This is a genomic window from Klebsiella sp., assembly GCF_027492335.1.
Classification (GTDB): Bacteria; Pseudomonadota; Gammaproteobacteria; order Enterobacterales; family Enterobacteriaceae; genus Klebsiella; species Klebsiella huaxiensis.
Genome location: NZ_JAPUEW010000034.1, coordinates 1 through 22,216, shown reverse-complemented (window position 1 = coordinate 22,216; position 22,216 = coordinate 1). Strand labels below are relative to the sequence as shown.

At 53.5% G+C, this 22,216-nt stretch carries 24 protein-coding genes, 1 tRNA gene and 1 pseudogene; 9 read left to right on the top strand and 17 right to left on the bottom strand.

Features of this window, described 5'->3' with window-relative positions; genetic code table 11:
- Nucleotides 1-18 precede the first annotated feature (18 nt).
- Together dhaT and QVF11_RS10055 are read right to left on the bottom strand one after the other, a co-directional pair.
- Complete coding sequence (gene dhaT, locus QVF11_RS10060) at nucleotides 19-1,182, bottom strand: 1,3-propanediol dehydrogenase (RefSeq protein ID WP_112213673.1); 1,164 nt, start codon at nucleotides 1,180-1,182, stop codon at nucleotides 19-21.
- 22 nt (nucleotides 1,183-1,204) lie between these two features.
- Nucleotides 1,205-1,633, bottom strand: coding sequence for a GlcG/HbpS family heme-binding protein (locus tag QVF11_RS10055; protein ID WP_110272990.1), 429 nt, complete (start codon nucleotides 1,631-1,633; stop codon nucleotides 1,205-1,207).
- A gap of 395 nt (nucleotides 1,634-2,028) precedes the next feature.
- Here QVF11_RS10055 and QVF11_RS10050 point away from each other — a divergent pair, with 395 nt between their 5' ends.
- The 6 genes from QVF11_RS10050 to QVF11_RS10025 all read left to right on the top strand — a co-directional run bounded on the left by QVF11_RS10050 (nucleotide 2,029) and on the right by QVF11_RS10025 (nucleotide 7,864).
- A complete protein-coding gene (locus QVF11_RS10050) occupies nucleotides 2,029-3,696 on the top strand; it encodes a propanediol/glycerol family dehydratase large subunit (protein WP_287856684.1) in 1,668 nt (555 codons plus the stop codon).
- An 11-nt stretch (nucleotides 3,697-3,707) separates the two neighbouring features.
- A complete protein-coding gene (locus QVF11_RS10045) occupies nucleotides 3,708-4,292 on the top strand; it encodes a propanediol/glycerol family dehydratase medium subunit (protein WP_112213675.1) in 585 nt (194 codons plus the stop codon).
- 2 nt (nucleotides 4,293-4,294) lie between these two features.
- Nucleotides 4,295-4,723 (top strand): diol dehydratase small subunit, encoded by a 429-nt coding sequence (locus QVF11_RS10040; RefSeq protein ID WP_110272993.1) that lies wholly within the window; start codon nucleotides 4,295-4,297, stop codon nucleotides 4,721-4,723.
- A 10-nt stretch (nucleotides 4,724-4,733) separates the two neighbouring features.
- Nucleotides 4,734-6,545 carry a diol dehydratase reactivase subunit alpha gene (locus QVF11_RS10035; RefSeq protein WP_287856681.1) on the top strand — a complete coding sequence of 604 codons (1,812 nt, stop codon included), beginning with the start codon at nucleotides 4,734-4,736 and terminating at the stop codon, nucleotides 6,543-6,545.
- 59 nt (nucleotides 6,546-6,604) lie between these two features.
- Nucleotides 6,605-7,402 carry an MIP/aquaporin family protein gene (locus tag QVF11_RS10030; RefSeq protein WP_287856679.1) on the top strand — a complete coding sequence of 266 codons (798 nt, stop codon included), beginning with the start codon at nucleotides 6,605-6,607 and terminating at the stop codon, nucleotides 7,400-7,402.
- Nucleotides 7,403-7,564: 162 nt separating this feature from the next.
- On the top strand, nucleotides 7,565-7,864 hold the full coding sequence (locus QVF11_RS10025; RefSeq protein WP_110272996.1) for a DUF1889 family protein: 300 nt from the start codon (nucleotides 7,565-7,567) through the stop codon (nucleotides 7,862-7,864).
- 181 nt (nucleotides 7,865-8,045) lie between these two features.
- On the opposite strand, the gene QVF11_RS10020 is transcribed toward QVF11_RS10025, so the two are convergent.
- Nucleotides 8,046-8,121, bottom strand: a tRNA-Ile gene (locus QVF11_RS10020).
- Nucleotides 8,122-8,245: 124 nt separating this feature from the next.
- On the opposite strand from QVF11_RS10020, the gene mug reads away from it, so the two are divergent.
- The gene (mug, locus tag QVF11_RS10015) at nucleotides 8,246-8,752 is read left to right on the top strand and encodes a G/U mismatch-specific DNA glycosylase (RefSeq protein WP_112213678.1); all 507 of its coding nucleotides are present in this window, start codon (nucleotides 8,246-8,248) and stop codon (nucleotides 8,750-8,752) included.
- On the opposite strand, the gene QVF11_RS10010 is transcribed toward mug, so the two are convergent.
- From QVF11_RS10010 to rpsU, 5 genes are all read right to left on the bottom strand, one after another.
- Nucleotides 8,749-9,879 carry an Acg family FMN-binding oxidoreductase gene (locus QVF11_RS10010; RefSeq protein ID WP_287856676.1) on the bottom strand — a complete coding sequence of 377 codons (1,131 nt, stop codon included), beginning with the start codon at nucleotides 9,877-9,879 and terminating at the stop codon, nucleotides 8,749-8,751. The two genes, mug and QVF11_RS10010, sit on opposite strands and share 4 nt — an antisense overlap.
- On the bottom strand, nucleotides 9,876-10,520 hold the full coding sequence (locus QVF11_RS10005) for a TetR/AcrR family transcriptional regulator (RefSeq protein ID WP_142514358.1): 645 nt from the start codon (nucleotides 10,518-10,520) through the stop codon (nucleotides 9,876-9,878). Before QVF11_RS10005 ends, QVF11_RS10010 begins: the two co-directional genes overlap by 4 nt.
- Nucleotides 10,521-10,755: 235 nt before the next feature.
- Nucleotides 10,756-12,600, bottom strand: a complete 1,845-nt coding sequence (gene rpoD, locus QVF11_RS10000) for an RNA polymerase sigma factor RpoD (RefSeq protein WP_112213681.1) — start codon at nucleotides 12,598-12,600, stop codon at nucleotides 10,756-10,758.
- 149 nt (nucleotides 12,601-12,749) lie between these two features.
- Nucleotides 12,750-14,495: a DNA primase gene (dnaG, locus tag QVF11_RS09995; RefSeq protein WP_142515427.1), complete on the bottom strand. Its 1,746-nt coding sequence runs from the start codon at nucleotides 14,493-14,495 to the stop codon at nucleotides 12,750-12,752.
- 237 nt (nucleotides 14,496-14,732) lie between these two features.
- On the bottom strand, nucleotides 14,733-14,948 hold the full coding sequence (gene rpsU, locus QVF11_RS09990) for a 30S ribosomal protein S21 (protein WP_001144069.1): 216 nt from the start codon (nucleotides 14,946-14,948) through the stop codon (nucleotides 14,733-14,735).
- A 236-nt stretch (nucleotides 14,949-15,184) separates the two neighbouring features.
- Here rpsU and tsaD point away from each other — a divergent pair, with 236 nt between their 5' ends.
- Entirely contained in the window at nucleotides 15,185-16,198 is a 1,014-nt protein-coding gene (gene tsaD / locus QVF11_RS09985) for a tRNA (adenosine(37)-N6)-threonylcarbamoyltransferase complex transferase subunit TsaD (RefSeq protein ID WP_112213683.1), read from the top strand.
- 57 nt (nucleotides 16,199-16,255) lie between these two features.
- On the opposite strand, the gene ureG is transcribed toward tsaD, so the two are convergent.
- The 7 genes from ureG to QVF11_RS09950 are packed head-to-tail and all read right to left on the bottom strand — an operon-like array spanning nucleotide 16,256 to nucleotide 21,197.
- Nucleotides 16,256-16,873 carry an urease accessory protein UreG gene (ureG, locus tag QVF11_RS09980; protein WP_112213684.1) on the bottom strand — a complete coding sequence of 206 codons (618 nt, stop codon included), beginning with the start codon at nucleotides 16,871-16,873 and terminating at the stop codon, nucleotides 16,256-16,258.
- Between the two features lie 8 nt (nucleotides 16,874-16,881).
- On the bottom strand, nucleotides 16,882-17,556 hold the full coding sequence (locus QVF11_RS09975; protein ID WP_142514359.1) for an urease accessory protein UreF: 675 nt from the start codon (nucleotides 17,554-17,556) through the stop codon (nucleotides 16,882-16,884).
- Entirely contained in the window at nucleotides 17,557-18,024 is a 468-nt protein-coding gene (gene ureE, locus QVF11_RS09970) for an urease accessory protein UreE (protein ID WP_287856655.1), read from the bottom strand.
- A gap of 9 nt (nucleotides 18,025-18,033) precedes the next feature.
- Nucleotides 18,034-19,737, bottom strand: coding sequence for an urease subunit alpha (gene ureC, locus QVF11_RS09965; RefSeq protein WP_142514361.1), 1,704 nt, complete (start codon nucleotides 19,735-19,737; stop codon nucleotides 18,034-18,036).
- Nucleotides 19,730-20,050: an urease subunit beta gene (locus tag QVF11_RS09960; RefSeq protein WP_287856652.1), complete on the bottom strand. Its 321-nt coding sequence runs from the start codon at nucleotides 20,048-20,050 to the stop codon at nucleotides 19,730-19,732. The genes ureC and QVF11_RS09960 overlap by 8 nt, the downstream gene beginning before the upstream one ends.
- Before the next feature lie 10 nt (nucleotides 20,051-20,060).
- Nucleotides 20,061-20,363, bottom strand: coding sequence for an urease subunit gamma (locus tag QVF11_RS09955; RefSeq protein ID WP_110273008.1), 303 nt, complete (start codon nucleotides 20,361-20,363; stop codon nucleotides 20,061-20,063).
- 9 nt (nucleotides 20,364-20,372) lie between these two features.
- Entirely contained in the window at nucleotides 20,373-21,197 is an 825-nt protein-coding gene (locus QVF11_RS09950) for an urease accessory protein UreD (protein WP_112213689.1), read from the bottom strand.
- On the opposite strand from QVF11_RS09950, the pseudogene QVF11_RS09945 reads away from it, so the two are divergent.
- Nucleotides 21,187-21,270: pseudogene (locus QVF11_RS09945) on the top strand (short-chain dehydrogenase); the annotation flags it as partial. The gene QVF11_RS09950 and the pseudogene QVF11_RS09945 sit on opposite strands and share 11 nt — an antisense overlap.
- A 60-nt stretch (nucleotides 21,271-21,330) precedes the next feature.
- Here QVF11_RS09945 and plsY read toward each other — a convergent pair.
- Both plsY and QVF11_RS09935 read right to left on the bottom strand, forming a co-directional pair.
- Complete coding sequence (gene plsY, locus QVF11_RS09940; RefSeq protein ID WP_142514362.1) at nucleotides 21,331-21,951, bottom strand: glycerol-3-phosphate 1-O-acyltransferase PlsY; 621 nt, start codon at nucleotides 21,949-21,951, stop codon at nucleotides 21,331-21,333.
- A partial coding sequence (locus tag QVF11_RS09935; RefSeq protein WP_287856648.1) for a hypothetical protein occupies nucleotides 21,951-22,216 on the bottom strand: 266 nt, incomplete at its 5' end. The genes plsY and QVF11_RS09935, both read right to left, overlap by 1 nt.

Here is a 22,216-nt window from a genome sequence, read left to right as displayed (position 1 = left end):
TGCGTCCCCCTTTATTTATCAGAAAGCCTGGCGGAAGATTTCGGCGATCTCTTTCTCATTACCCTTGCGCGGGTTCGAGAACGCATTGCCGTCTTTCAGCGCCATTTCCGCCATGTAAGGGAAATCGGCCTCTTTCACGCCCAGTTCTTTCAGATGCTGCGGAATACCGATATCGGCAGAGAGGCGGGCGATGGCGCGAATGGCCTGTTCGGCAGCGTCCATCGTTGACAGTCCGTCAGTGTTTTCCCCCATAAATCCGGCGATATCAGCAAATTTTTCCGGGTTGGCAATCAGGTTATAGCGCGCCACGTGGGGTAGCAGAACGGCATTCGCTACCCCATGTGGCATGTCGTACAGGCCGCCGAGCTGGTGTGCCATGGCGTGAACATAGCCGAGGTTAGCGTTGTTGAAGGCCATACCCGCCAGTAGAGAGGCGTAGGCCATGTTCTCGCGGGCTTTCAGATTGCTGCCCAGCGCCACCGCCTGGCGTAAGTTACGGGCGATTAGGCGGATCGCCTGGATTGCTGCGGCATCGGTCACCGGGTTGGCATCTTTGGAAATATAGGCTTCCACGGCATGGGTCAGAGCATCCATTCCGGTAGCGGCAGTCAGTGGTGCTGGTTTGCCGAGCATTAGCAGCGGGTCATTAATGGAGACCGACGGCAGGTTACGCCAGCTGACAATAACGAATTTCACTTTTGTTTTGGTATTAGTCAATACGCAGTGGCGGGTGACTTCGCTGGCGGTACCAGCGGTGGTATTCACCGCCACGATCGGCGGCAGCGGGTTGGTCAGGGTTTCAATACCTGCGTAGCTGTAAAGATCGCCTTCGTGAGTAGCCGCGATGCCAATCCCTTTACCACAGTCATGCGGGCTGCCGCCACCGACGGTGACGATAATATCGCACTGCTCTCTACGAAAGACCTCCAGACCATCGCGCACGTTGGTATCTTTTGGATTTGGCTCGACGCCATCAAAAATCACCACTTCAATACCCGCTTCACGCAGATGTTTGAGCGTTTTATCTACCGCACCGTCTTTAATTGACCGCAGGCCTTTATCGGTCACCAGCAGCGCTTTTTTCCCGCCCAGCAGTTTGCAGCGCTCGCCAACCACGGAAATGGCATTGGGGCCAAAAAAATTCACGTTTGGCACCAGGTAATCAAACATACGATAGCTCATAATATACCTTCTTAGATTTGAGTTATAATTCAGAGAAACAATTCAGCGCGGTTTCAGCTAATAGCCTGTCCTGTTCAACGGTACCACCGCTTACGCCAACAGCACCGATTAATTTACCATTAAATATGACGGGCAAACCGCCGCCAAAAATAACAATTCGCTGTTGGTTAGTGAGCTGTAAACCATAGAGTGAAGCACCGGGTTGTACCGCATCAGTAATTTCATGAGTGCCCTGTCGCAGGCAACAGGCGGTATAAGCTTTATTAAGCGAAATATCACAGCTGGTGACAAACGCGTCGTCCATGCGTTGCATCAGCAGCGTGTTTCCGCCGTGATCCACCACGGAAAAGACCACCGGGACGTTGATTTCAAGCGCTTTAGCCTCGACGGTTAGCGCCATTTTCTTCGCTGCCGCTAGCGTGATAGTGGCGATTTGTTGACTCTTATTCACAATATCTCCTGTCAAGGTATAGGTCTGAGGTCGCGAAACATATCGCGCTTCAGACATTATTTTATCGTTGATTTTTCTTTATTCTCGCGCTGTAGGTTATTAAGTCAATAGTGCGAAAAAATGTCAGGAATCAGTTTATTCCTGGTATCAGATGTTTATTGATAATGATCATTTAACCTGGTCACATTTCGTTGTGATTGCTCTAAATTTACGTTTCATAATGAAACTCTCAAGTTTTATTTTGTATCAGATTGGAACGTAATTAATTTTATTTTTTTATTATTCTGCTCATTTAAAGTTCCGCTATTGCTGATTCACACTATCTCAGGAGGAGTTTAATACCTCCTGCGGTACTGCTCGGCGTTCCTATTATTTATCTTTTGAGTCAACGAGCTATGAGAAGATCAAAACGATTCGAAGTCCTTGCCCAGCGAGCAGTCAATCAGGATGGGCTTATTGGTGAATGGCCGGAAGAGGGGCTGATCGCCATGGAAAGTCCATACGATCCGGCGTCGTCGGTGAAGGTAAAAAACGGTCGGATTGTTGAGCTGGACGGCAAAAGCCGCGAACAGTTTGACATGATTGACCGCTTTATTGCCGACTACGCGATTAACGTTGCGGAAACCGAACGCGCCATGCAGCTCGACGCGCTGGAAATCGCCCGAATGCTGGTGGATATCCACGTTAGACGGGAAGAGATTATTGCCATTACCACCGCCATCACCCCGGCGAAAGCGGTGGAGGTGATGGCGAAAATGAACGTGGTGGAAATGATGATGGCGCTGCAAAAAATGCGCGCCAGACGTACTCCTTCCAACCAGTGTCACGTCACTAATCTGAAAGATAACCCGGTGCAGATTGCTGCGGATGCCGCCGAAGCCGGGATCCGCGGATTTTCTGAGCAGGAAACCACTGTAGGTATCGCCCGCTATGCGCCGTTTAACGCTCTGGCGCTGCTGGTCGGCTCCCAGTGCGGCCGCCCAGGTGTGCTCACGCAATGTTCCGTCGAAGAAGCCACCGAGCTGGAACTGGGAATGCGTGGATTAACCAGCTATGCCGAAACGGTGTCGGTATACGGTACGGAGTCGGTGTTTACCGATGGCGATGATACGCCGTGGTCGAAAGCCTTTCTCGCCTCGGCCTATGCTTCCCGCGGGCTGAAAATGCGCTACACCTCTGGCACTGGCTCGGAGGCGCTGATGGGCTATTCAGAAAGTAAATCGATGCTGTACCTGGAGTCGCGCTGCATCTTTATCACCAAAGGCGCGGGGGTGCAGGGGCTGCAAAACGGTGCGGTCAGCTGTATCGGGATGACCGGCGCGGTGCCGTCGGGGATCCGTGCGGTACTGGCGGAAAACCTGATAGCCTCGATGCTCGACCTCGAAGTGGCATCAGCCAATGATCAAACCTTCTCGCATTCCGATATTCGCCGGACCGCCCGCACGCTGATGCAGATGCTGCCCGGCACCGACTTTATCTTCTCCGGCTATAGCGCCGTGCCGAACTACGACAACATGTTTGCCGGGTCGAACTTCGATGCCGAAGACTTCGATGATTACAACATTTTGCAACGCGATCTGATGGTCGACGGTGGCCTGCGTCCGGTAACTGAAGAGGAAACCATCGCTATCCGCAATAAGGCTGCGCGCGCCATTCAGGTGGTGTTCCGCGAACTGGGCCTGCCGCTGATTAGCGATGAGGAAGTAGACGCCGCCACCTATGCCCACGGCAGCAAAGATATGCCCGCGCGCAATGTAGTGGAGGATCTGGCCGCCGTGGAAGAGATGATGAAGCGCAATATCACCGGGCTGGATATCGTCAGCGCATTAAGTAGTAGCGGCTTCGAAGATATCGCCAGCAACATTCTTAACATGCTAAGGCAGCGTGTGACCGGCGATTACCTGCAAACCTCCGCCATTCTGGATCGCCAGTTTGAAGTGGTCAGCGCCGTCAATGATATCAATGATTATCAGGGACCCGGCACCGGCTATCGCATCTCTGCCGAACGTTGGGAGGAAATTAAAAATATCGCGGGCGTGGTACAACCAGGCTCGATTGAATAAGGCGGTACACAGTGGAATGTTCAACTGAACGTAAACCTGTTTTCACTTTGCAGGTTAGCGAAGGAGAGACGGCAAAAGCAGACGATCGCGCGGATGAAGTGGTGATCGGTGTCGGTCCGGCTTTTGATAAGTATCAGCATAAAACGCTGATTGATATGCCGCATGAAGCGATCCTGAAAGAACTGGTCGCCGGGATTGAAGAGGAGGGGCTGCATGCGCGAGTGGTGAGAATTCTGCGCACCTCGGATGTCTCCTTTATGGCCTGGGATGCGGCGAACCTTAGCGGTTCCGGTATTGGCATTGGTATTCAGTCGAAAGGAACTACGGTTATTCATCAGCGTGATTTACTGCCGCTGAGCAACCTTGAGTTGTTCTCTCAGGCCCCGCTGCTGACGCTGGAAATCTATCGGCAGATTGGTAAGAACGCTGCGCGTTACGCACGTAAAGAGTCGCCCTCGCCGGTACCGGTGGTGAATGACCAGATGGTGCGGCCGAAATTTATGGCTAAGGCGGCGCTGTTTCATATTAAAGAAACCAAACACGTGGTGCAGGATGCCGCGCCTGTCACGCTGCACATTGCATTAGTAAGGGAATAAGGATGAACGACAACATTATGACCGCTCAGGATTACCCGTTAGCGACCCGCTGCCCGGAGAAAATCCAGACCCCAACCGGAAAGCCGTTAACCGATATTACCCTTGAAAATGTGCTAGCGGGACGCGTGGGACCGCAGGATGTACGTATTTCTCAGCAAACGCTGGAGTATCAGGCGCAGATAGCTGAGCAGATGCAGCGCCATGCTGTGGCACGTAATTTCCGGCGCGCGGCGGAGCTGATTGCTATTCCGGATGCCCGTATTCTGGAGATCTACAATGCGTTGCGTCCGTTCCGTTCTTCTGTTGCAGAACTACTGGCCATTGCTGATGAACTGGAGCACACCTGGCACGCCATGGTTAATGCCGGGTTTGTTCGCGAGTCGGCAGAGGTGTATCAGCAGAGAAATAAGCTGCGTAAAGGCAGCCAATGACGGAGGGAGTATGCCGTTAATTGCAGGGATTGATATCGGCAACGCCACCACGGAAGTGGCGTTGGCGCAGCATGGCCGGTTTATCGCCAGCGGGATTGTCGCCACCACGGGCATGAAAGGCACGCGGGACAATATTGCCGGGGTGATAGCCTCCCTGCAGCAGGCGCTGGATAAAACGACCTGGTCGCTTAAGGACGTGGTGAAAATCTGCATCAATGAAGCTGCGCCAGTGATTGGCGATGTTGCCATGGAAACAATCACTGAAACCATCATTACTGAATCGACAATGATTGGTCACAACCCGCAAACGCCAGGCGGTATTGGTGTCGGAGTGGGAACCACGATCGCCATAGATAAACTGGCGTCGTTGAGCAGCGATCGGTTTACGCAGGGCTGGATCCCGCTGATTGGCGAAGAGATGGATTTTCTTGAAGCGGTCTGGTTGTTGAATGAGGCGCTGGATCGCGGCGTCAACGTGGTAGCGGCAATCCTGAAAAAGGACGATGGCGTGCTGGTCAATAATCGTCTGCGCAGAACGTTGCCGGTGATCGATGAAGTGACGTTGCTGGAGAAGGTTCCGGAGGGCGTACAGGCGGCGGTGGAAGTTGCGGCCCCGGGGCAGGTTGTTCGGGTGCTGTCGAATCCCTATGGCATCGCCACCTTCTTTGCCTTGACGCCGGAGGAAACCCAGACGATCGTCCCGATCGCAAGAGCGCTGATCGGCAACCGCTCTGCCGTGGTACTCAAAACCCCGCAGGGCGATGTGCAATCGAGAACGATCCCTGCGGGAAGGATCTTTATCAGCGGAGAAAAGCGCAGTGGTGAAGCCGATGTGGCGAAAGGGGCGCAGGCCATTATGCAGGTGATGAACACCTGTGCGCCTGTTCGCGATATTCGCGGTGAAGCCGGTACCCACGCGGGCGGTATGCTGGAGCGTGTACGTAAGGTGATGGCCTCACTGAGTGGGCACAACATGAGCACAATACATATCCAGGATCTGCTAGCTGTCGATACCTTTATTCCTCGCAAAGTGCTGGGCGGTATCGCCGGGGAATATTCGATGGAAAACGCCGTCGGTATTGCGGCGATGGTGAAATCCGATCGACTACAGATGCAAGCGATCGCCAGTGAACTGAGCATGCGGCTGAATACAGCTGTTGAAGTGGGTGGTGTGGAAGCCAACATGGCAGTGACTGGGGCGCTGACTACGCCAGGTTGCGCTGCACCGCTGGCGATCCTTGATTTAGGCGCAGGTTCTACAGATGCCGCCATTATCAATAGCGAAGGAACGGTGAAAGCTATTCATCTGGCCGGGGCGGGGAATATGGTCAGCCTGCTGATTAAAACGGAGCTAGGTCTGAGCGATCCGTTTCTGGCAGAAGAGATTAAAAAATATCCGCTGGCAAAAGTGGAGAGCCTGTTCAGTATTCGTCATGAAAACGGTGCGGTGGAGTTCTTTCGCGAACCGCTGAGCCCGTCGGTATTTGCCAAAGTTGTGTATCTCAAAGATGGCGAACCGATCCCTATCGATAACCAGACTTCGCTGGAGAAAATTCGCCTGGTGCGTCGGCAGGCAAAGGAGAAGGTCTTTGTGACGAACTGCCTGCGTGCGTTGCGTCAGGTCTCGCCTGGTGGTTCCATTCGCGATATTGCCTTTGTGGTGCTGGTCGGTGGTTCATCGCTGGATTTTGAAATTCCACAGATGATCACTGAAGCGTTGGCGCATTACGGCGTTGTTGCCGGGCAGGGCAATATTCGTGGGACGGAAGGGCCGCGTAATGCCGTAGCGACCGGGCTGGTGTTATCCGGGGAAGCGGGTTAGTTATTCAAAATGGTAGGTAACATACTAATTATTTTATCTTTTTTATTCAGGATCCGACTATGAGCCAGACATCAACCTTACGCGGGCAGTGCATTGCGGAGTTTCTCGGTACCGGTTTACTTCTCTTCTTTGGCGCAGGCTGCGTTGCCGGGCTGCGAGTGGCGGGGGCCAGTTTCGGTCAGTGGGAGATCAGTATTATCTGGGGACTTGGCGTGGCGATGGCTATCTATCTGACCGCAGGCGTTTCCGGAGCGCATCTGAATCCGGCGGTTACCATTGCGCTGTGGCTGTTCGCCTGTTTTGAACGGCGCAGGGTTGTACCGTTTATTATGGCGCAGATGGCTGGGGCGTTCTGTGCGGCAGCGTTGGTCTACGGATTGTATCAAAACCTCTTTCTTGATACTGAGCTGGCGCAGCATGTTGTACGCGGTAGTGTGGAGAGCCTTAATCTGGCAGGCGTATTTTCGACCTACCCGAATCCACATATTACCTTCGCGCAGGCTTTTGCCATTGAAACCACTATTGCTGCGATCTTGATGGCGGTGATTATGGCATTAACGGATGACGGTAACGGCATCCCGCGAGGCCCACTGGCACCGCTGCTGATTGGCTTATTGATTGCGGTAATTGGCGCGTCGATGGGGCCACTGACCGGCTTTGCCCTTAATCCTGCTCGTGATTTTGGCCCGAAGATTTTTGCCTGGTTGGCAGGTTGGGGTGAGATTGCGTTTACTGGTGGGCGAACGATACCTTATTTTCTGGTGCCGCTGTTGGCGCCGGTGGTAGGAGCGATCATCGGGGCTTTTTTATACCGTAAGCTGATTGGTGGTCACTTGCCGTGTGAATGTAATTCGTAACCTGAGGATGAATTACACATCATTATTAGCGCATAAAAGCACCACGCAAGCGTTTGACTGAGGTCTGAATCAAATAAAGGCAACGTTCCCTTTGATATCCCGGCTGACTTGGGGTCATATTAGAAAGGTGTCTTTTACGCGGTTAATTTTAAGGATAAGAGCATGCCAACAGTCATTGATAAAGCATTAGATTTCATTGGTGGTATGAACACATCGGCATCAGTGCCGCATTCAATGGATGAAAGTACGGCGAAGGGAATTTTAAAGTATTTGAATGAGTTGGGGACTCCGGCGAGCGCAGCTGACGTGATGGCGCGCGGCGAAAAGGAGGGGTGGAATACCGAGTTTACGAATAAAGTGGCCGGATGGGCAGAAAAAATCGCATCTGGTAACCGTATCGTTATTAAAAATCCTGAGTACTTCTCTTCTTATATGCGCGAGCAGCTCCAGGAACTTGTGTAAGCTAGCCGGTCAAAAAATTCTAACCCGACGCTTTCACCCTTGAGGTGAAGGCGTCAATCAGCGTTGCCATTTTTTCCTTTCACGATCCAATCTCTCCTGAATACTGGCGCATACCGGGCGACGACATCCTGGATGTTACCCATAAAAAAGGACTCGCGATTTCTCGCAAGTCCTTGATATTTGGTGGCCCCTGCTGGACTTGAACCAGCGACCAAGCGATTATGAGTCGCCTGCTCTAACCACTGAGCTAAGGGGCCGTGGCGAGGGATTATAAAGTAACTGATGCCCGCAATCCAGCCTAAAACGCACGGCTGCTGTTTTTATAAACAATGCATTTTCAATCCTTTATAATTAGCTTTTAGTTATTGAGCTGGGGAAAACATGATTAACGATATTTTGGCGCCGGACCTGCGGGTGGTCTTTTGTGGCATCAATCCTGGGAAGTCTTCTGCCCATACCGGTTTCCACTTTGCTCATCCAGGCAATCGCTTCTGGAAGGTGATTCATCAGGCCGGGTTTACTGACCGCCTTCTGAAGCCTGAGGAGGAACTACAGCTGCTGGATACCCGCTGCGGGATCACCATGTTAGTTGAGCGCCCGACGGTGCAGGCCAGTGAGGTTGAGCTGCTGGAGCTGCGCAGCGGTGGGCGAGAGCTGGTCACAAAAATGGAAGAGTATCAGCCGCGCGCGCTGGCGATTCTCGGCAAACAGGCCTTTGAGAAAGCGTTTCAGGCCCGCGGCGCACGCTGGGGCAAGCAGCAGGTGACTATCGGCGCGACGGAGGTATGGGTGTTGCCAAATCCCAGCGGCCTCAACCGCGCGACGCTGGATAAACTGGTTGAAGCCTACCGGGAGCTTGATGATGCGCTGGCGACGCGAGGGCTTTAATGTACTTCGGGTAGTGATTCCAGATGAGTAAATTCGCTGATATTGCGGCGAATTTTATTATTTTCGCCATAGTCGTCAACGTAGCCTGCGCGGAGGATCAGTTGCGGTGGCTGGCTTAAGCCCAATGTCTGCGCTAGCCGTTGGCGAAAGGCATCCTCTTCCAGCATCTGGCTTACCGGTTGGATGGAGATACCGTACTGGACGGCGTCCAGCCAGAAGGACTCCAGATTCATTCCGCTGCGAATCGTTGCTGCAAATGTCTCTTCACCGCTAATGACAAAAAAACCGGCGCTCTGCGCCACGCTATTTTCTGTCTTCTTGATATTTTCGGTGGCGAAGGCTTCGCTTTTAGCTTTTTCGCGATCGAATAATGAGTAATAGAGCAACTTTTTAATTCCCGTTAACCCCAGCTGCTCTGCAGGTAGTCCGTCTTTAAGTTGGCTGGCCTCCTCATTGGAAAAACGCAACCATAGCGCAAATTCATCTCTTTTATGCTTATCAAGAGCGTGAGCTTTTGCCGCTTCCACGGCGTAACCTGCCAGTTTATTAAACTCAGCGGTGCTGCGTGGGTAATAGGTTAAATACGGCTGGTGCTGCTCGAGCAGGGCCGTGAGGTTTTTGGGCGCAATAGCAATATTCTGGTAGGGCCGCTTATCGGTGTGTCGCCGCTCGATTAATTTCAGCGCGGTGGGTTGTTTGAGAGGAGATCGCTTATTGTCGGAACGTAGCGTAATGTGGGCAACATTACCGTTGTTTGTGATAATCGGTAAAATATCTATCTCCGCCTTCATTCCATAATTGGCCGTAGCCTGACGGAAGTTCTCCAGAAACGCCCCCAGAGAAATCCAGGCTTCGCGCCTGGCAGGGTCGATATGAGGAAGGGCCTTGCTGCTGTCGAAAGCCAGCGTGAAGCGTTGTTCGTTTTTATTATAGGTCAGGCGCCACGGCTGAACGTTGTGCGCATTAGGGGCCAGCGAAGCGTAATACAGGATCTCGCGTTGTTCGCTTTCAAGAGGAAAAGGCAGTGAAGTATCTTTAGTTAGATGCAGGGGCTTCGCGTTATGATAAGAATAGACAAAGATAACCACGGTGCATATCAGTAGGCTGAGTAATATTTTCTTTATCATTTACTCGTTCCTTTTTCTATCATTACTAATAAAGATTCAAAAGCGAACTCAAGAAAGTATTTCCGGTCTTTCTCAAGATGACGTAAAAGATAGTCTTCTTTGCTTGATGACTTTTCCACTAATCCGGTCAGACATAACCAGAACAACATCATGACCTCTACAATGGGAGCATTTAGCTTGATCTCTTTTTTTTCTACAGCTCTGGATATTTGTGCAGCGATAATCTGATTGATTTCTTCTCCGAGCATATAAATATTCATCAGTACTTTATTGTTTTTCATCTCTTTATCAGAACAGCCTATTTTCCCTGTAATACCGGGGAAATAGACGATGCCGGAGTCGTGGATAGCAATCAGCGCTTGGCAGAATTCATGATAAAATTCGCGGAATGGATTTTTCCGACTGGCTATTTTCACGACTTCATGATGAAAGCGCTCCATACCATCGAGGATAAGATGATCCAGGATATCCTGCTTGTTTTCAAAATAGGTATAAAGTGTTGTTTTACTAAATCCCGCGTCATGTGCGATTTCATCCATGGTTGTGCCTTCTATTCCACGGCTAAGAAATAATGTATTGGAAGTGGCTAAAATAACCATTCGATTAAAATCAGCTAGCTGAATTTTACGCTTATTTTTCATTTGATTTCCATATAATTGATTTCCGTTTTATGCATTAAATGCGATCCATGGACTAATAGTACAAATGTAAAACCATGAGTCCAGTCATTTATCTTTATGGGAATAGATAATAAGAATATGACCTGTATATATTTCTATTTTTTATTGAATGTAGGTCTTGGTATTTATTGGGGCATTTTTTAGCTATAAAAAAAGCCAGTCATTTGACTGGCTTTTTTGCAGTACGCGGCGAGAATTAATCGTCGAGGAAGCTACGCAGCACTTCAGAGCGACTTGGATGACGCAGCTTACGCAGCGCCTTTGCTTCGATCTGACGGATACGTTCACGGGTAACGTCAAACTGTTTACCCACTTCTTCCAGCGTGTGGTCGGTATTCATATCAATACCAAAACGCATACGCAGAACCTTGGCTTCACGGGCGGTGAGGCCAGCCAGAACATCGTGAGTGGCGGCTCGCAAGCTCTCAGTGGTGGCAGAGTCCAGCGGCAGCTCGAGGGTGTTATCCTCGATGAAATCGCCCAGATGCGAATCTTCATCGTCGCCAATCGGCGTTTCCATGGAGATAGGCTCTTTGGCAATTTTGAGCACTTTACGAATTTTATCTTCTGGCATCAGCATGCGCTCGGCCAGCTCTTCTGGCGTTGGCTCGCGACCCATCTCTTGCAGCATCTGGCGTGAAATACGGTTGAGTTTGTTGATAGTCTCAATCATATGCACCGGAATACGGATGGTGCGTGCCTGGTCCGCGATAGAGCGGGTGATTGCCTGACGGATCCACCAGGTTGCATAGGTGGAGAACTTGTAACCGCGACGGTATTCAAACTTATCGACCGCTTTCATCAGGCCAATATTACCTTCCTGAATCAGATCGAGGAACTGCAGACCACGGTTGGTGTATTTCTTGGCGATGGAGATAACCAGACGCAAGTTCGCTTCAACCATCTCTTTCTTCGCACGGCGGGCTTTCGCTTCACCGATAGACATACGACGGTTGATGTCTTTGACTTGCTCAATGGTCAGGCCAGTTTCTTGTTCGATCTGCTGCAGTTTCATCAGGCTACGCTGAACGTCGTCTTTAACGTCAAGCAGCTTCTCTGACCACGGTTTGTTCATGGCGATGGCCGCGTTGAACCAGGTTTCGCTGGTTTCGTTGCCAGTGAACAGAGTGATGAAGTTTTTCTTCGGCATTTTGCACTGTTCAACGCACAGTTTCATGATGATGCGTTCTTGTGTACGAACGCGGTCCATCATGCTACGCATGCTGCCGACCAGGTAATCAAATTGCTTCGGTACCAGACGGAACTGCTTGAAGACTTCTGACAGTTTGAGAATTTCTTCCTGTGCCGCTGCGTGGCTACGACCTTTCGCTTTGATGGTATCGCGGGTCAGTTCGTACTGTGTACGCAGCTCACCGAATTTCGCGCGTGCCAACTCAGGGTCGATGCTGTTGTCGTCATCACTGCTGTCGTCGTCGTCTTCTTCATCTTCGTCTTCGTCGTCATCCCTTTCTTCTTGAGAGAGTTCAGAACCGACGTGCGTCGCCGTTGGCGCCATCTCTTCTTCGGCGTTCGGATCGACGAATCCGGTGATGAGATCGGACAGACGTGCTTCTTCTGCTTCAACGCGATCGTACTGTTCCAGCAGATAGGTAATTGCTTCCGGGTATTCAGCAACGGAGCACTGAACCTGGTTAATCCCATCTTCGATACGTTTGGCGATGTCGATTTCGCCTTCACGCGTCAGCAGTTCGACGGTACCCATCTCGCGCATGTACATGCGCACCGGGTCAGTTGTACGGCCGATTTCAGATTCCACGCTGGAGAGAACCTGTGCAGCAGCCTCTTCCGCATCTTCGTCGGTATTGTTGCTATTTTCAGCAAGCAGCAGATCATCGGCATCCGGTGCTTCTTCCATCACCTGAATGCCCATATCGTTGATCATTTGGATGATGTCTTCGATCTGGTCGGAGTCGACGATATCTTCCGGCAGATGGTCATTGACCTCGGCATAGGTCAGATAGCCTTGCTCCTTACCACGTTGGACAAGAAGCTTCAGCTGTGACTGCGGGTTTTGCTCCATAAGACGGTATCCACACTTAATTCGTTTGATTGGTGTAAGCAGACGAGCTGCCAACATTTAAAGCGAGGGCGTACTTATATTATTGCCGCTGCGCCTCGAGCGGCTGTCGGGGTCTTCCCGAACGGTATTCGGCAGTTAAGCCGTTAAATTCATTTTTTTGCCAGTTCCTGACTGATAGTCCAGAGTTCCCGGCGTTCCTCACTGCTTAAACCATGTGTGCGATCGCGAGCTATCAGCTCTTCCTGTCGCAGCTCAAGCAGTGAATCAAACATATGGTTGAGCGAGTCGGTGAAGGTTTTTTCAGCGATATCTTTATCTGCTATATCGTCCCACATCGACAGTTTTTCAAGGGTCACGGCTTCATTTTTGCCGCGATACTGCTCTAAAAGTTGCCCGGTGGTCAGTCCTGGCTGAGATAAACACGTTTTGACCAGTTCGTTAAATAAACCAAGTCCGGGCATTTTACTTGGGTCCAGCCCTTCTAACGGTGGCACTCGCGGGGCCAGATCCGGGTTTTGCACCAGCAACCCTATAAGTATACGCATGGTCGTGCGTTTTAGCTGCGGAGCAGGGCGTTGTGGGCCATTTTCGGACTGTTTTGGCATTAAACGTTCAAGCTGCGCATCATCTAAAATCCCCAGCTTGTTACCTAACTCCTGGCGCAGATAAATGCGCAGCGTTTCACCCGGTACCTGGGTTATCAGCGGCAGCGCTAAAGTGCTCAGCTGTGCGCGCCCGTCCGGAGTGCTCAAGTCTACCTGCGGCAACAGGCTGTTGAACAAAAACGTGGAGAGCGGCTGGGCCTGCTCCATCCGCGCTTCAAATGCGGCTTTTCCCTCTTTACGCACCAGCGTATCCGGGTCTTCACCATCCGGCAGAAACATAAAACGCAGCTGGCGTCCGTCGGTCATATACGGCAGCGCCGTTTCCAGCGCTCGCCAGGCGGCATCGCGGCCTGCCCGGTCACCGTCGTAACAGCAAACGACCTGATTGGTAACCCGGAACAACAGCTGAATATGGTCAGCGGTCGTCGACGTACCTAACGACGCGACAGCGTAGTTAATATCGAACTGCGCCAGCGCAACCACGTCCATATAACCTTCGACCACCAGCAGACGAGGCGGTTCAGCGTTATCCTGCTGCGCTTCATAAAGGCCGTACAGCTGGCGGCCTTTATGGAAAATATCAGTTTCCGGGGAGTTCAGGTACTTCGGCAAGGCATCGCCCAGCACGCGACCACCAAAACCAATCACCCGGCCTCGCTTATCGCGGATGGGGAACATCACCCGTTCGCGGAAGCGGTCGTAGCTGCGTCCCTTATCGTTGGTGACCAGCATGCCTGCATCAATGAGCGACTGACGATTTTCTTGATTGCCGCCAAAACGTTTTAAGACGTTGTCCCAACCGGGAGGGGCATAACCAATCGCAAAGCGCGTAATCACCTCGCTGCTTAAGCCACGTTGTGCCAGATACTGGCGCGCGGGGTCAGCGGTGGGTTGCATCAGAGACTGTTGATAAAACGTGTTCAGACCATCCATCAACTGATAAAGATTCTGCCGCTGATGGCGCTCAATTTGGCTGGGCCCATTACCTGCTTCATACGGCACTTCGAGATTGTGCATGGCGGCAAGCTCTTCGACCGTTTCCACGAACTCGAGCTTGTCGTAGTTCATCAGGAAGTCGACAGCGTTGCCGTGCGCACCGCAGCCAAAGCAGTGATAAAACTGTTTTTCACCGTTGACGGTGAAAGAGGGGGTTTTTTCGTTATGGAACGGACAGCACGCGTGATAATTCTTGCCCTGCTTTTTCAGCTTTACCCGTGCGTCGATCAGATCGACGATATCGGTTCTTGCCAGCAGGTCATTAATGAATACACGTGGAATTCGTCCAGCCATATGCCCCTGTTTTTTTGATGGCTCATATACACAAAATCATTCAGGATGCATCAAGGCGGCAAGGGAGCGAATCCTCAGGAGCGTACATCAGTACGAGACTGGGGTGAGCGATTGCAGCCAACACAGAGGCAGCTTGAATGATGACGTGTATAAACGAAAATAAGCCGCGCATTCCTTCCGGAAGCACGGCCTTACAACTACAACTCGGTCTGAATTGAGAGCAGAGCCCTCAATAGATTAGTACAGACGAGTGCGGCGTGCGTTTTCGCGAGCCAGTTTCTTCGCGTGACGTTTCACAGCAGAAGCTTTAGCGCGTTTACGTTCGGTAGTCGGTTTTTCATAGAACTCACGACGACGAACTTCCGCCAGAACACCTGCTTTTTCGCATGAACGTTTGAAGCGACGCAGTGCTACGTCGAACGGCTCGTTTTCACGTACTTTAATTACCGGCATGTAACTCTCACCTTTAATAAATTCGGTTTGCCGCTGGCATCAACGCCAGCTTATTTCAAAATGGTGCGGAATTTTACTGCAATTGCTGCTGCTTTGTAAAGCACCGATGCGATTTTGAAAGGGACTTTTATAAGGACAGGGAGTATACACGAAGTGAACGCCAGGGGTGAGGAAAGTTTTACATCAACCGGCATTGGTCCTACACTGCGCGGTATTGAAATGAGGTAAAACAAGTCATGCGTGTACTGGGTATTGAAACATCCTGCGATGAAACCGGCATCGCCATTTACGACGACGAAAAAGGTCTGTTAGCCAACCAACTGTATAGTCAGGTGAAATTACATGCTGATTACGGTGGAGTTGTGCCCGAACTGGCTTCCCGCGATCACGTGCGTAAAACCGTGCCGCTGATCCAGGCGGCGCTAAAAGAAGCGAGGCTGACGGCAAAAGATATTGATGCCGTCGCGTATACCGCAGGCCCTGGTCTGGTTGGCGCACTGCTGGTAGGCGCAACCGTTGGACGTTCGCTGGCGTTTGCGTGGAACGTCCCGGCGATCCCGGTGCATCATATGGAAGGGCATCTGCTGGCGCCGATGCTGGAAGATAATCCGCCGCAATATCCGTTTGTTGCGCTGCTTGTCTCCGGCGGCCACACGCAGCTGATTAGCGTTACCGGCATCGGTCAATATGAACTACTGGGCGAGTCGATTGACGATGCGGCGGGTGAAGCTTTCGATAAGACCGCTAAACTGCTGGGGCTCGATTATCCTGGCGGCCCGATGCTGTCGAAGATGGCCTCGCAGGGTACCGAAGGTCGTTTTGTCTTTCCTCGCCCAATGACCGACCGTCCGGGACTGGATTTTAGCTTCTCTGGCCTGAAAACCTTTGCCGCGAACACCATTCGCAGCAACGACAATGATGATCAAACCCGCGCTGACATTGCCCGTGCTTTTGAAGATGCAGTGGTGGATACATTGATGATCAAATGCCGTCGTGCGTTGGATCAAACCGGTTTTAAGCGTCTGGTGATGGCGGGGGGCGTCAGCGCTAACCGTACGCTGCGCGCGAAGCTGGCGGAGATGATGAAAAAACGCGGGGGGGAAGTGTTCTACGCTCGCCCTGAGTTCTGCACCGATAACGGTGCGATGATTGCCTACGCGGGTATGGTTCGTCTGCACTCCGGTGCGAAAGCCGAGCTCGGCGTGACCGTTCGTCCTCGCTGGCCGCTGGCGGAGTTACCGGCAGCGTAATTTTGTCGGGCCTACGGTTTTGTAGGCCCGGCAAACGAAGTGCCAGCGGGCAATAAACTACACCCGCAACATCCCTTTCTCTTCCAGAAAAGCAATGATCTTTGCCAGGCCGTCACCTGCTTTTAAATTGGTAAACGTCCACGGACGCTCGCCGCGCATGCGCATGGTATCGCGCTCCATCACTTCCAGAGAGGCGCCCACATAAGGTGCGAGATCGGTTTTATTGATCACCAGAAAGTCAGATTTAGTGATCCCCGGCCCGCCTTTGCGCGGGATCTTCTCTCCTTCCGCCACGTCGATCACGTAGATGGTAAGATCCGCTAGCTCCGGGCTGAAGGTGGCGCTCAGGTTATCGCCGCCGCTTTCCACGAAGATAAGATCGAGGTTGCCGAATTTTTCGCTCAGGGCTTCCACTGCGGCGAGATTCATTGATGCATCTTCACGAATAGCAGTGTGCGGGCAGCCGCCGGTTTCAACGCCGACAATCCGCTCTGGCTCCAGGGCTCCGGCTTCGGTGAGGATCCGTTGATCCTCTTTGGTATAGATGTCGTTGGTCACCACCGCTAGCTGATAAGTGTCGCGCATTGCTTTGCACAGCGCTTCCAGTAGCGCGGTTTTTCCGGAGCCAACCGGGCCGCCGACGCCAACGCGCAGCGGTTGCTTAATCGTGTTCATACCTTCTCCTAAGAACGGAATAGTCGGGAATATTGGGTTTCATGCCGGGCGGAGGCGATGGCTGCGAGCGGCGTGGCCGAGCCGATAGCGCTGTCTGGCGCGGCCAGGGCACTGTCCATATCCGCCGCGTAGCGGTCGCATAGGCGCAGAATCAGCTGCTGGGCGGCTTGCTGGCCAAAAGGCACTAGCTTGACGCCTGCCATCACCGCGCTCTCAATCCAGCTGTAGCCGAGGCTAAGAGCCAGGTCGGGGATGGCGATTTGCCAGCGCACGCCAAGCCATGCCATGCCGGTAAGTTGGCTTTGCTGACACAGTTTGCGCCATTCGGGCGGGCAGTCCGGTTGCCAGTCGGCGAGCAGGCGGGTAAAAGCTGCGCCGCGATTACGCTCTTCGTCACGCAGCTCGCGGGTTTCCCGGCAGGCGAGCAGATAAGCCGTCCAGCGTTGCGCTGCAGCCAGATCGTTCGCTTCGCAGGCATGATAAAGCCGGGCGAACAGCGGCAGGTCGACGGTAAAAAAGCTTTGTTCCATCTGCCGCAGCTGCCAGCGCTCAAAGGCGGCAGTATCCGGCACCCAGCCTGCTTCCACCGCCCACTCCAGCCCTTGAGACCAACTATAGCCGCCGACCGGTAGACTGCTGCTGGCAAGCTGCATTAGCCGCAGACGTTTTTCCGGCGTCGGCATTTAGTGGCTGTGCCCATGATCGTGATGATGATGGCCGTGCGACTCGCTGGCGTAGGCACCAGCTTCCGGTTCAAACGGCAGGTGCGCGAAATCAACGGCCAGACCAAACTGGCGCAGCATATCGTCCAGTACGTGGTCGTGATGGTAGCGTAGCTCGCCGGGCATGATTTGCAGCGGCACGTGGCGGTTACCCAGGTGATAGCAGGCTTTTGCCAGTACAAAGGGGTCATCGCAGCGCACCACTGAAACGGCTTCATCGGCGGCGATCACCTTGATAAATTCGCTGCCGTTTTCGTTGCTAAGAATATCGCCGCCGCGCAGCAGCAGGCCGCGCGGCAACAACAGGCCCGCCTGGCGGCCATCATTAAGCGTGACTTTAATACGGCTTTTCACCCGCACATCAATCGGCAGGGTGACGCTGGCAGTGGCCTGTGCCGGAGCGTCCACGCGTTGGGTCAAATAAAGCATTTTCACTCCTTAAAACAGGAAATAACGTTGCGCCATTGGTAACACGTCCGCCGGTTCGCTGGTGATCAGTTCGCCGTCGATACGCACCTCGTAGGTTTGCGAATCAACGGTAATATTGGGCAGTAGTCCGTTGTGGCGCATATCGGTTTTTTGTACTGTGCGGCAGCCTTTCGCTACTGCCGTCATGCTGTGCAGGTTCAGCTTTTCAGCGACGCTGTTTTCCGCCGCCGCCTGCGACAGGAAGGTCAAACGGCAGTGGTGACGAGCGCTACCCAGCGTGCCGAACATCGGGCGGTAGTGCACCGGCTGCGGCGTCGGGATGGACGCGTTGATATCGCCCATCGGCGCCATAGCGATCATGCCGCCTTTGACCACCGTCGCTGGTTTTACGCCGAAGAACGCCGGGGACCACAGCACCAGATCCGCCAGTTTGCCCGCTTCAATCGAACCGACTTCATGGGCGATGCCGTGGGTCAGCGCCGGGTTAATGGTGTACTTGGCGATATAGCGCTTTACGCGGTAGTTATCGTTATCCCCGTTCTCTTCCACTAACGGGCCGCGCTGGACTTTCATGCGGTGCGCCACCTGCCAGGTACGCAAAATCACTTCGCCGACGCGGCCCATGGCCTGTGAATCAGACGAGGTGAGCGAGAACGCGCCGAGGTCGTGCAGGACGTCTTCTGCGGCGATGGTTTCCCGACGAATACGTGATTCGGCAAACGCCACGTCCTCGGCGATATCCGGGTCGAGGTGATGGCAAACCATCAACATGTCCAGGTGCTCGTCAATGGTGTTGACGGTATAGGGCAGTGTCGGATTGGTCGACGACGGCAGAATATTGGGATGCGCGCAGGCGGTAATAATATCCGGCGCATGGCCGCCACCCGCGCCTTCGGTATGGAAAGTGTGGATAGTGCGCCCGCCAATAGCCGCCAGTGTATCTTCCACGAAGCCGGACTCATTGAGAGTGTCGCTGTGCAGTGCGACCTGAACATCCATCTCGTCGGCTACGGTCAGCGCGCAGTTGATTGCCGCTGGCGTCGCGCCCCAGTCTTCGTGAATTTTCAGGCCAATAACCCCCGCGGCAACCTGCTCACGCAGCGCATCCGGATTCGAGCCGTTGCCTTTGCCCAGCAGGCCGATATTGACCGGCAGACTGTCTGCCGCCTGCAGCATTCGTGAAATGTACCACGGCCCCGGCGTACAGGTTGTGGCGTTAGTTCCCGCCGCCGGACCGGTACCGCCGCCGATCATCGTGGTTACGCCGGAGACCAGGGCCTCTTCCGCCTGCTGCGGGCAGATCCAGTGAATATGGGTGTCGACGCCGCCTGCGGTGACGATCTTACCTTCCGCAGCAATAATTTCCGTCGCCGCGCCGATAGGGATCGTGACGTTAGGTTGAATATCCGGATTTCCCGCTTTACCGACAGCGAAGATCCGTCCGTCTTTGACGCCGATATCGGCTTTGATGATCCCCCAGTGATCGATAATCAGCGCGTTGGTCAGCACCAGATCTACGCATTCGGCGGCAAGCATCTGCCCCTGGCCCATACCGTCGCGGATCACTTTGCCGCCGCCAAATTTGACCTCTTCGCCGTAGGTAGTGAGATCGTCTTCAACCTCGATCCACAGCTCGGTGTCCGCCAGGCGCACTTTGTCGCCGATGGTGGGGCCGAACATATCGGCCCAGGCCTGACGCGAAATCTCACTCATCGTTTGCCTCCAGATTGCCCATGACCTCGCCGCGAAAACCATACACCGCGCGGGTTCCGGCAAGTGCCACCAGCTCCACCTCGCGTTTTTGCCCCGGTTCGAAGCGCACCGCGGTTCCGGCGGCGATATTCAGACGATAACCGGTGGCCTGTTGACGATCGAACTTCAGCGCTGGGTTAACCTCGGCGAAGTGGTAATGCGATCCCACCTGAATCGGTCGGTCGCCATGATTCTCAACGGTAATGCTGCAGGTCGCGCGGCCAACGTTAATGGCTATCTGACCGGGCTTTACCTGATACTCTCCTGGGATCATCGTGGCTGCCTCAGATTATCGGGTTATGGACGGTGACCAGCTTCGAGCCGTCCGGAAAGGTGGCCTCAACCTGGATGTCGGGGATCATTTCCGGCACGCCTTCCATGACCTGATCGCGGCTCAGGACGTGGCGTCCGTCTTCCATTAGCGCCGCGACGCTTTGACCATCGCGCGCGCCTTCCATAATAAAGGCGCTGATCAGGGCCACGGATTCGGGGTAGTTGAGCTTCAGACCGCGGGCCAGACGGCGCTCTGCCACCAGCGCGGCGGTAAACAGCAACAGCTTGTCTTTTTCTCTGGGTGTTAGTTCCATAACATTCTCTTAGGTCAGCCAGATTCGGGGAAGTAGCGGAGATTTACCGGTCAGATGCGGGCGCATAAATTGCCAGATATCGCGCATTGCCCGCTGGCAAAGCAGATTATCGTCACTTAAAAAGCGGACCGTCATCAGGCCATCGATAAGCGTGGCTCCGGCGTAATTAGCCAGTTGAATTAGCTTTTCACGCACGCCGTCCAGCAGCGTTTCGTTCGCCGGGTAGAACAGCAGAGTTCCGACCCACGGCTGCTCAGCGACGCTTGCCAGCTGTCCGTCGGCCAGACTCAGGCGTTCAATCAGCAGCGGGGAGTCGTCGACCCACACTTCCAGCCGATTGGCGAGCGCACCGTGGCTAAAAGCTTCGCCGATGACCGGGCGACCAAGACACAGCAAATCCCAGGCCAGTAGGGTGCTGGAGGAGGTGAGGTGAAACGCGGTGTGCAGAGATGCGATGGCACCGGGAAAGATGATCGCATCCTGCGGCAGCCATTCGAGCGTTGCGTTTTCGGCCAGCGCCAGGGTTTGCTCAAGCCGTGCCTGGGCGCCGCTGCTGCGATAAAACTTACTGGCGCCGGGCATGGTGATCAACGTATGGCAACCAGGCTCAATGGTGACGCTAATGGTCAGTTCATCGCCGCCGACGATACCGCCGGGGGGATGGAGTAAATAGAGGTGGCAGGTCTCTTCTTCAGGATAAAAAGGGCGCTGAACGGTAAGGGGACCGACATGACGACGGGAGGCGAGCGTTGTTTTCCCGCCGAGGTAATGAAAGTGCAGGTCCAGCGTGGCCTGCCAGCCTTTTTTGGTCTGTGGTAACACGGTGCCGTGCAATGTCGCGCCCCTGCAAAATCAAGATAAAACAGCAGGGATGAGTATTGATCGGGGGATAAGCATCACGGTCATATGAAAAGCTTATGCCCGTCATACTTCAAGCTGTGGCCGCGTTGGCTACCTGATGCAAAGGTTATTTCTGCTCTGGTGTTTTCTTCTTCTTTTTGAGGCGGGACCAGATTCGGGTCTCCTGGCGACGCCACAGGCGCTGAATGTTGTCATGATGACGTAGCAGAATCAGGCACGAAAGCATCGACACCGGGAAGGTGTATTGCGGTTTAAACCACCATACGTAGAACGGCGCGATAAGCGCGCTGACGATGGCGCCGAGGGAAGAGTAGCCGCTGAGCAGAATGGTGAGCAGCCAGGTCCCCGCCATCACGCCAGTGAGATCCCAGCCGATAGGGGCAATAGCACCGAAAGCAGTAGCAACACCTTTGCCGCCGCGAAAATTAAAGAATACCGGCCAGATGTGACCCACGCAGGCGGCAATCGCTACCAGGCCAAGCCAGAACGGGCTCAGGCCCAATGCCCACGCGCCCCAGACCGGAAGCATGCCTTTCAGCACGTCAAAAATAAGCACCGCTACGGCTGCTCCCTTGCCGCCTATTCGCAGGACGTTGGTCGCCCCGGGATTGCCGGAGCCGTTATCGCGAGGATCGGGCAGGCCAGCGAGGCGGCACACCAGAATGGCGCTGGAGATTGAGCCGCAGAGGTAGGCGAGGATAACCAGTCCAGGCGCGATTGCACTCATCAGCTGTTCCATTTTGAAAGTGTCGGTTTATCCCCGTCACCTTTCGCGCCGTCGGCGCGTCGGTTTGCCTGGACGCATAGTGGCGCTATGCTCCCGAAGGCTTGCTGCATCGCTGCTTTCCGGCAACGCAAATTATTTAGGGGATGTCTTTGCATCTGTGGATAATACGCATAATTCGCCGGAAGTGGTATCCGGTTTAGCCAAAAAGCAGGCAGGTCGTGATGGATATTGTATTTATAGAGCAACTTTCGGTAATCACCACTAT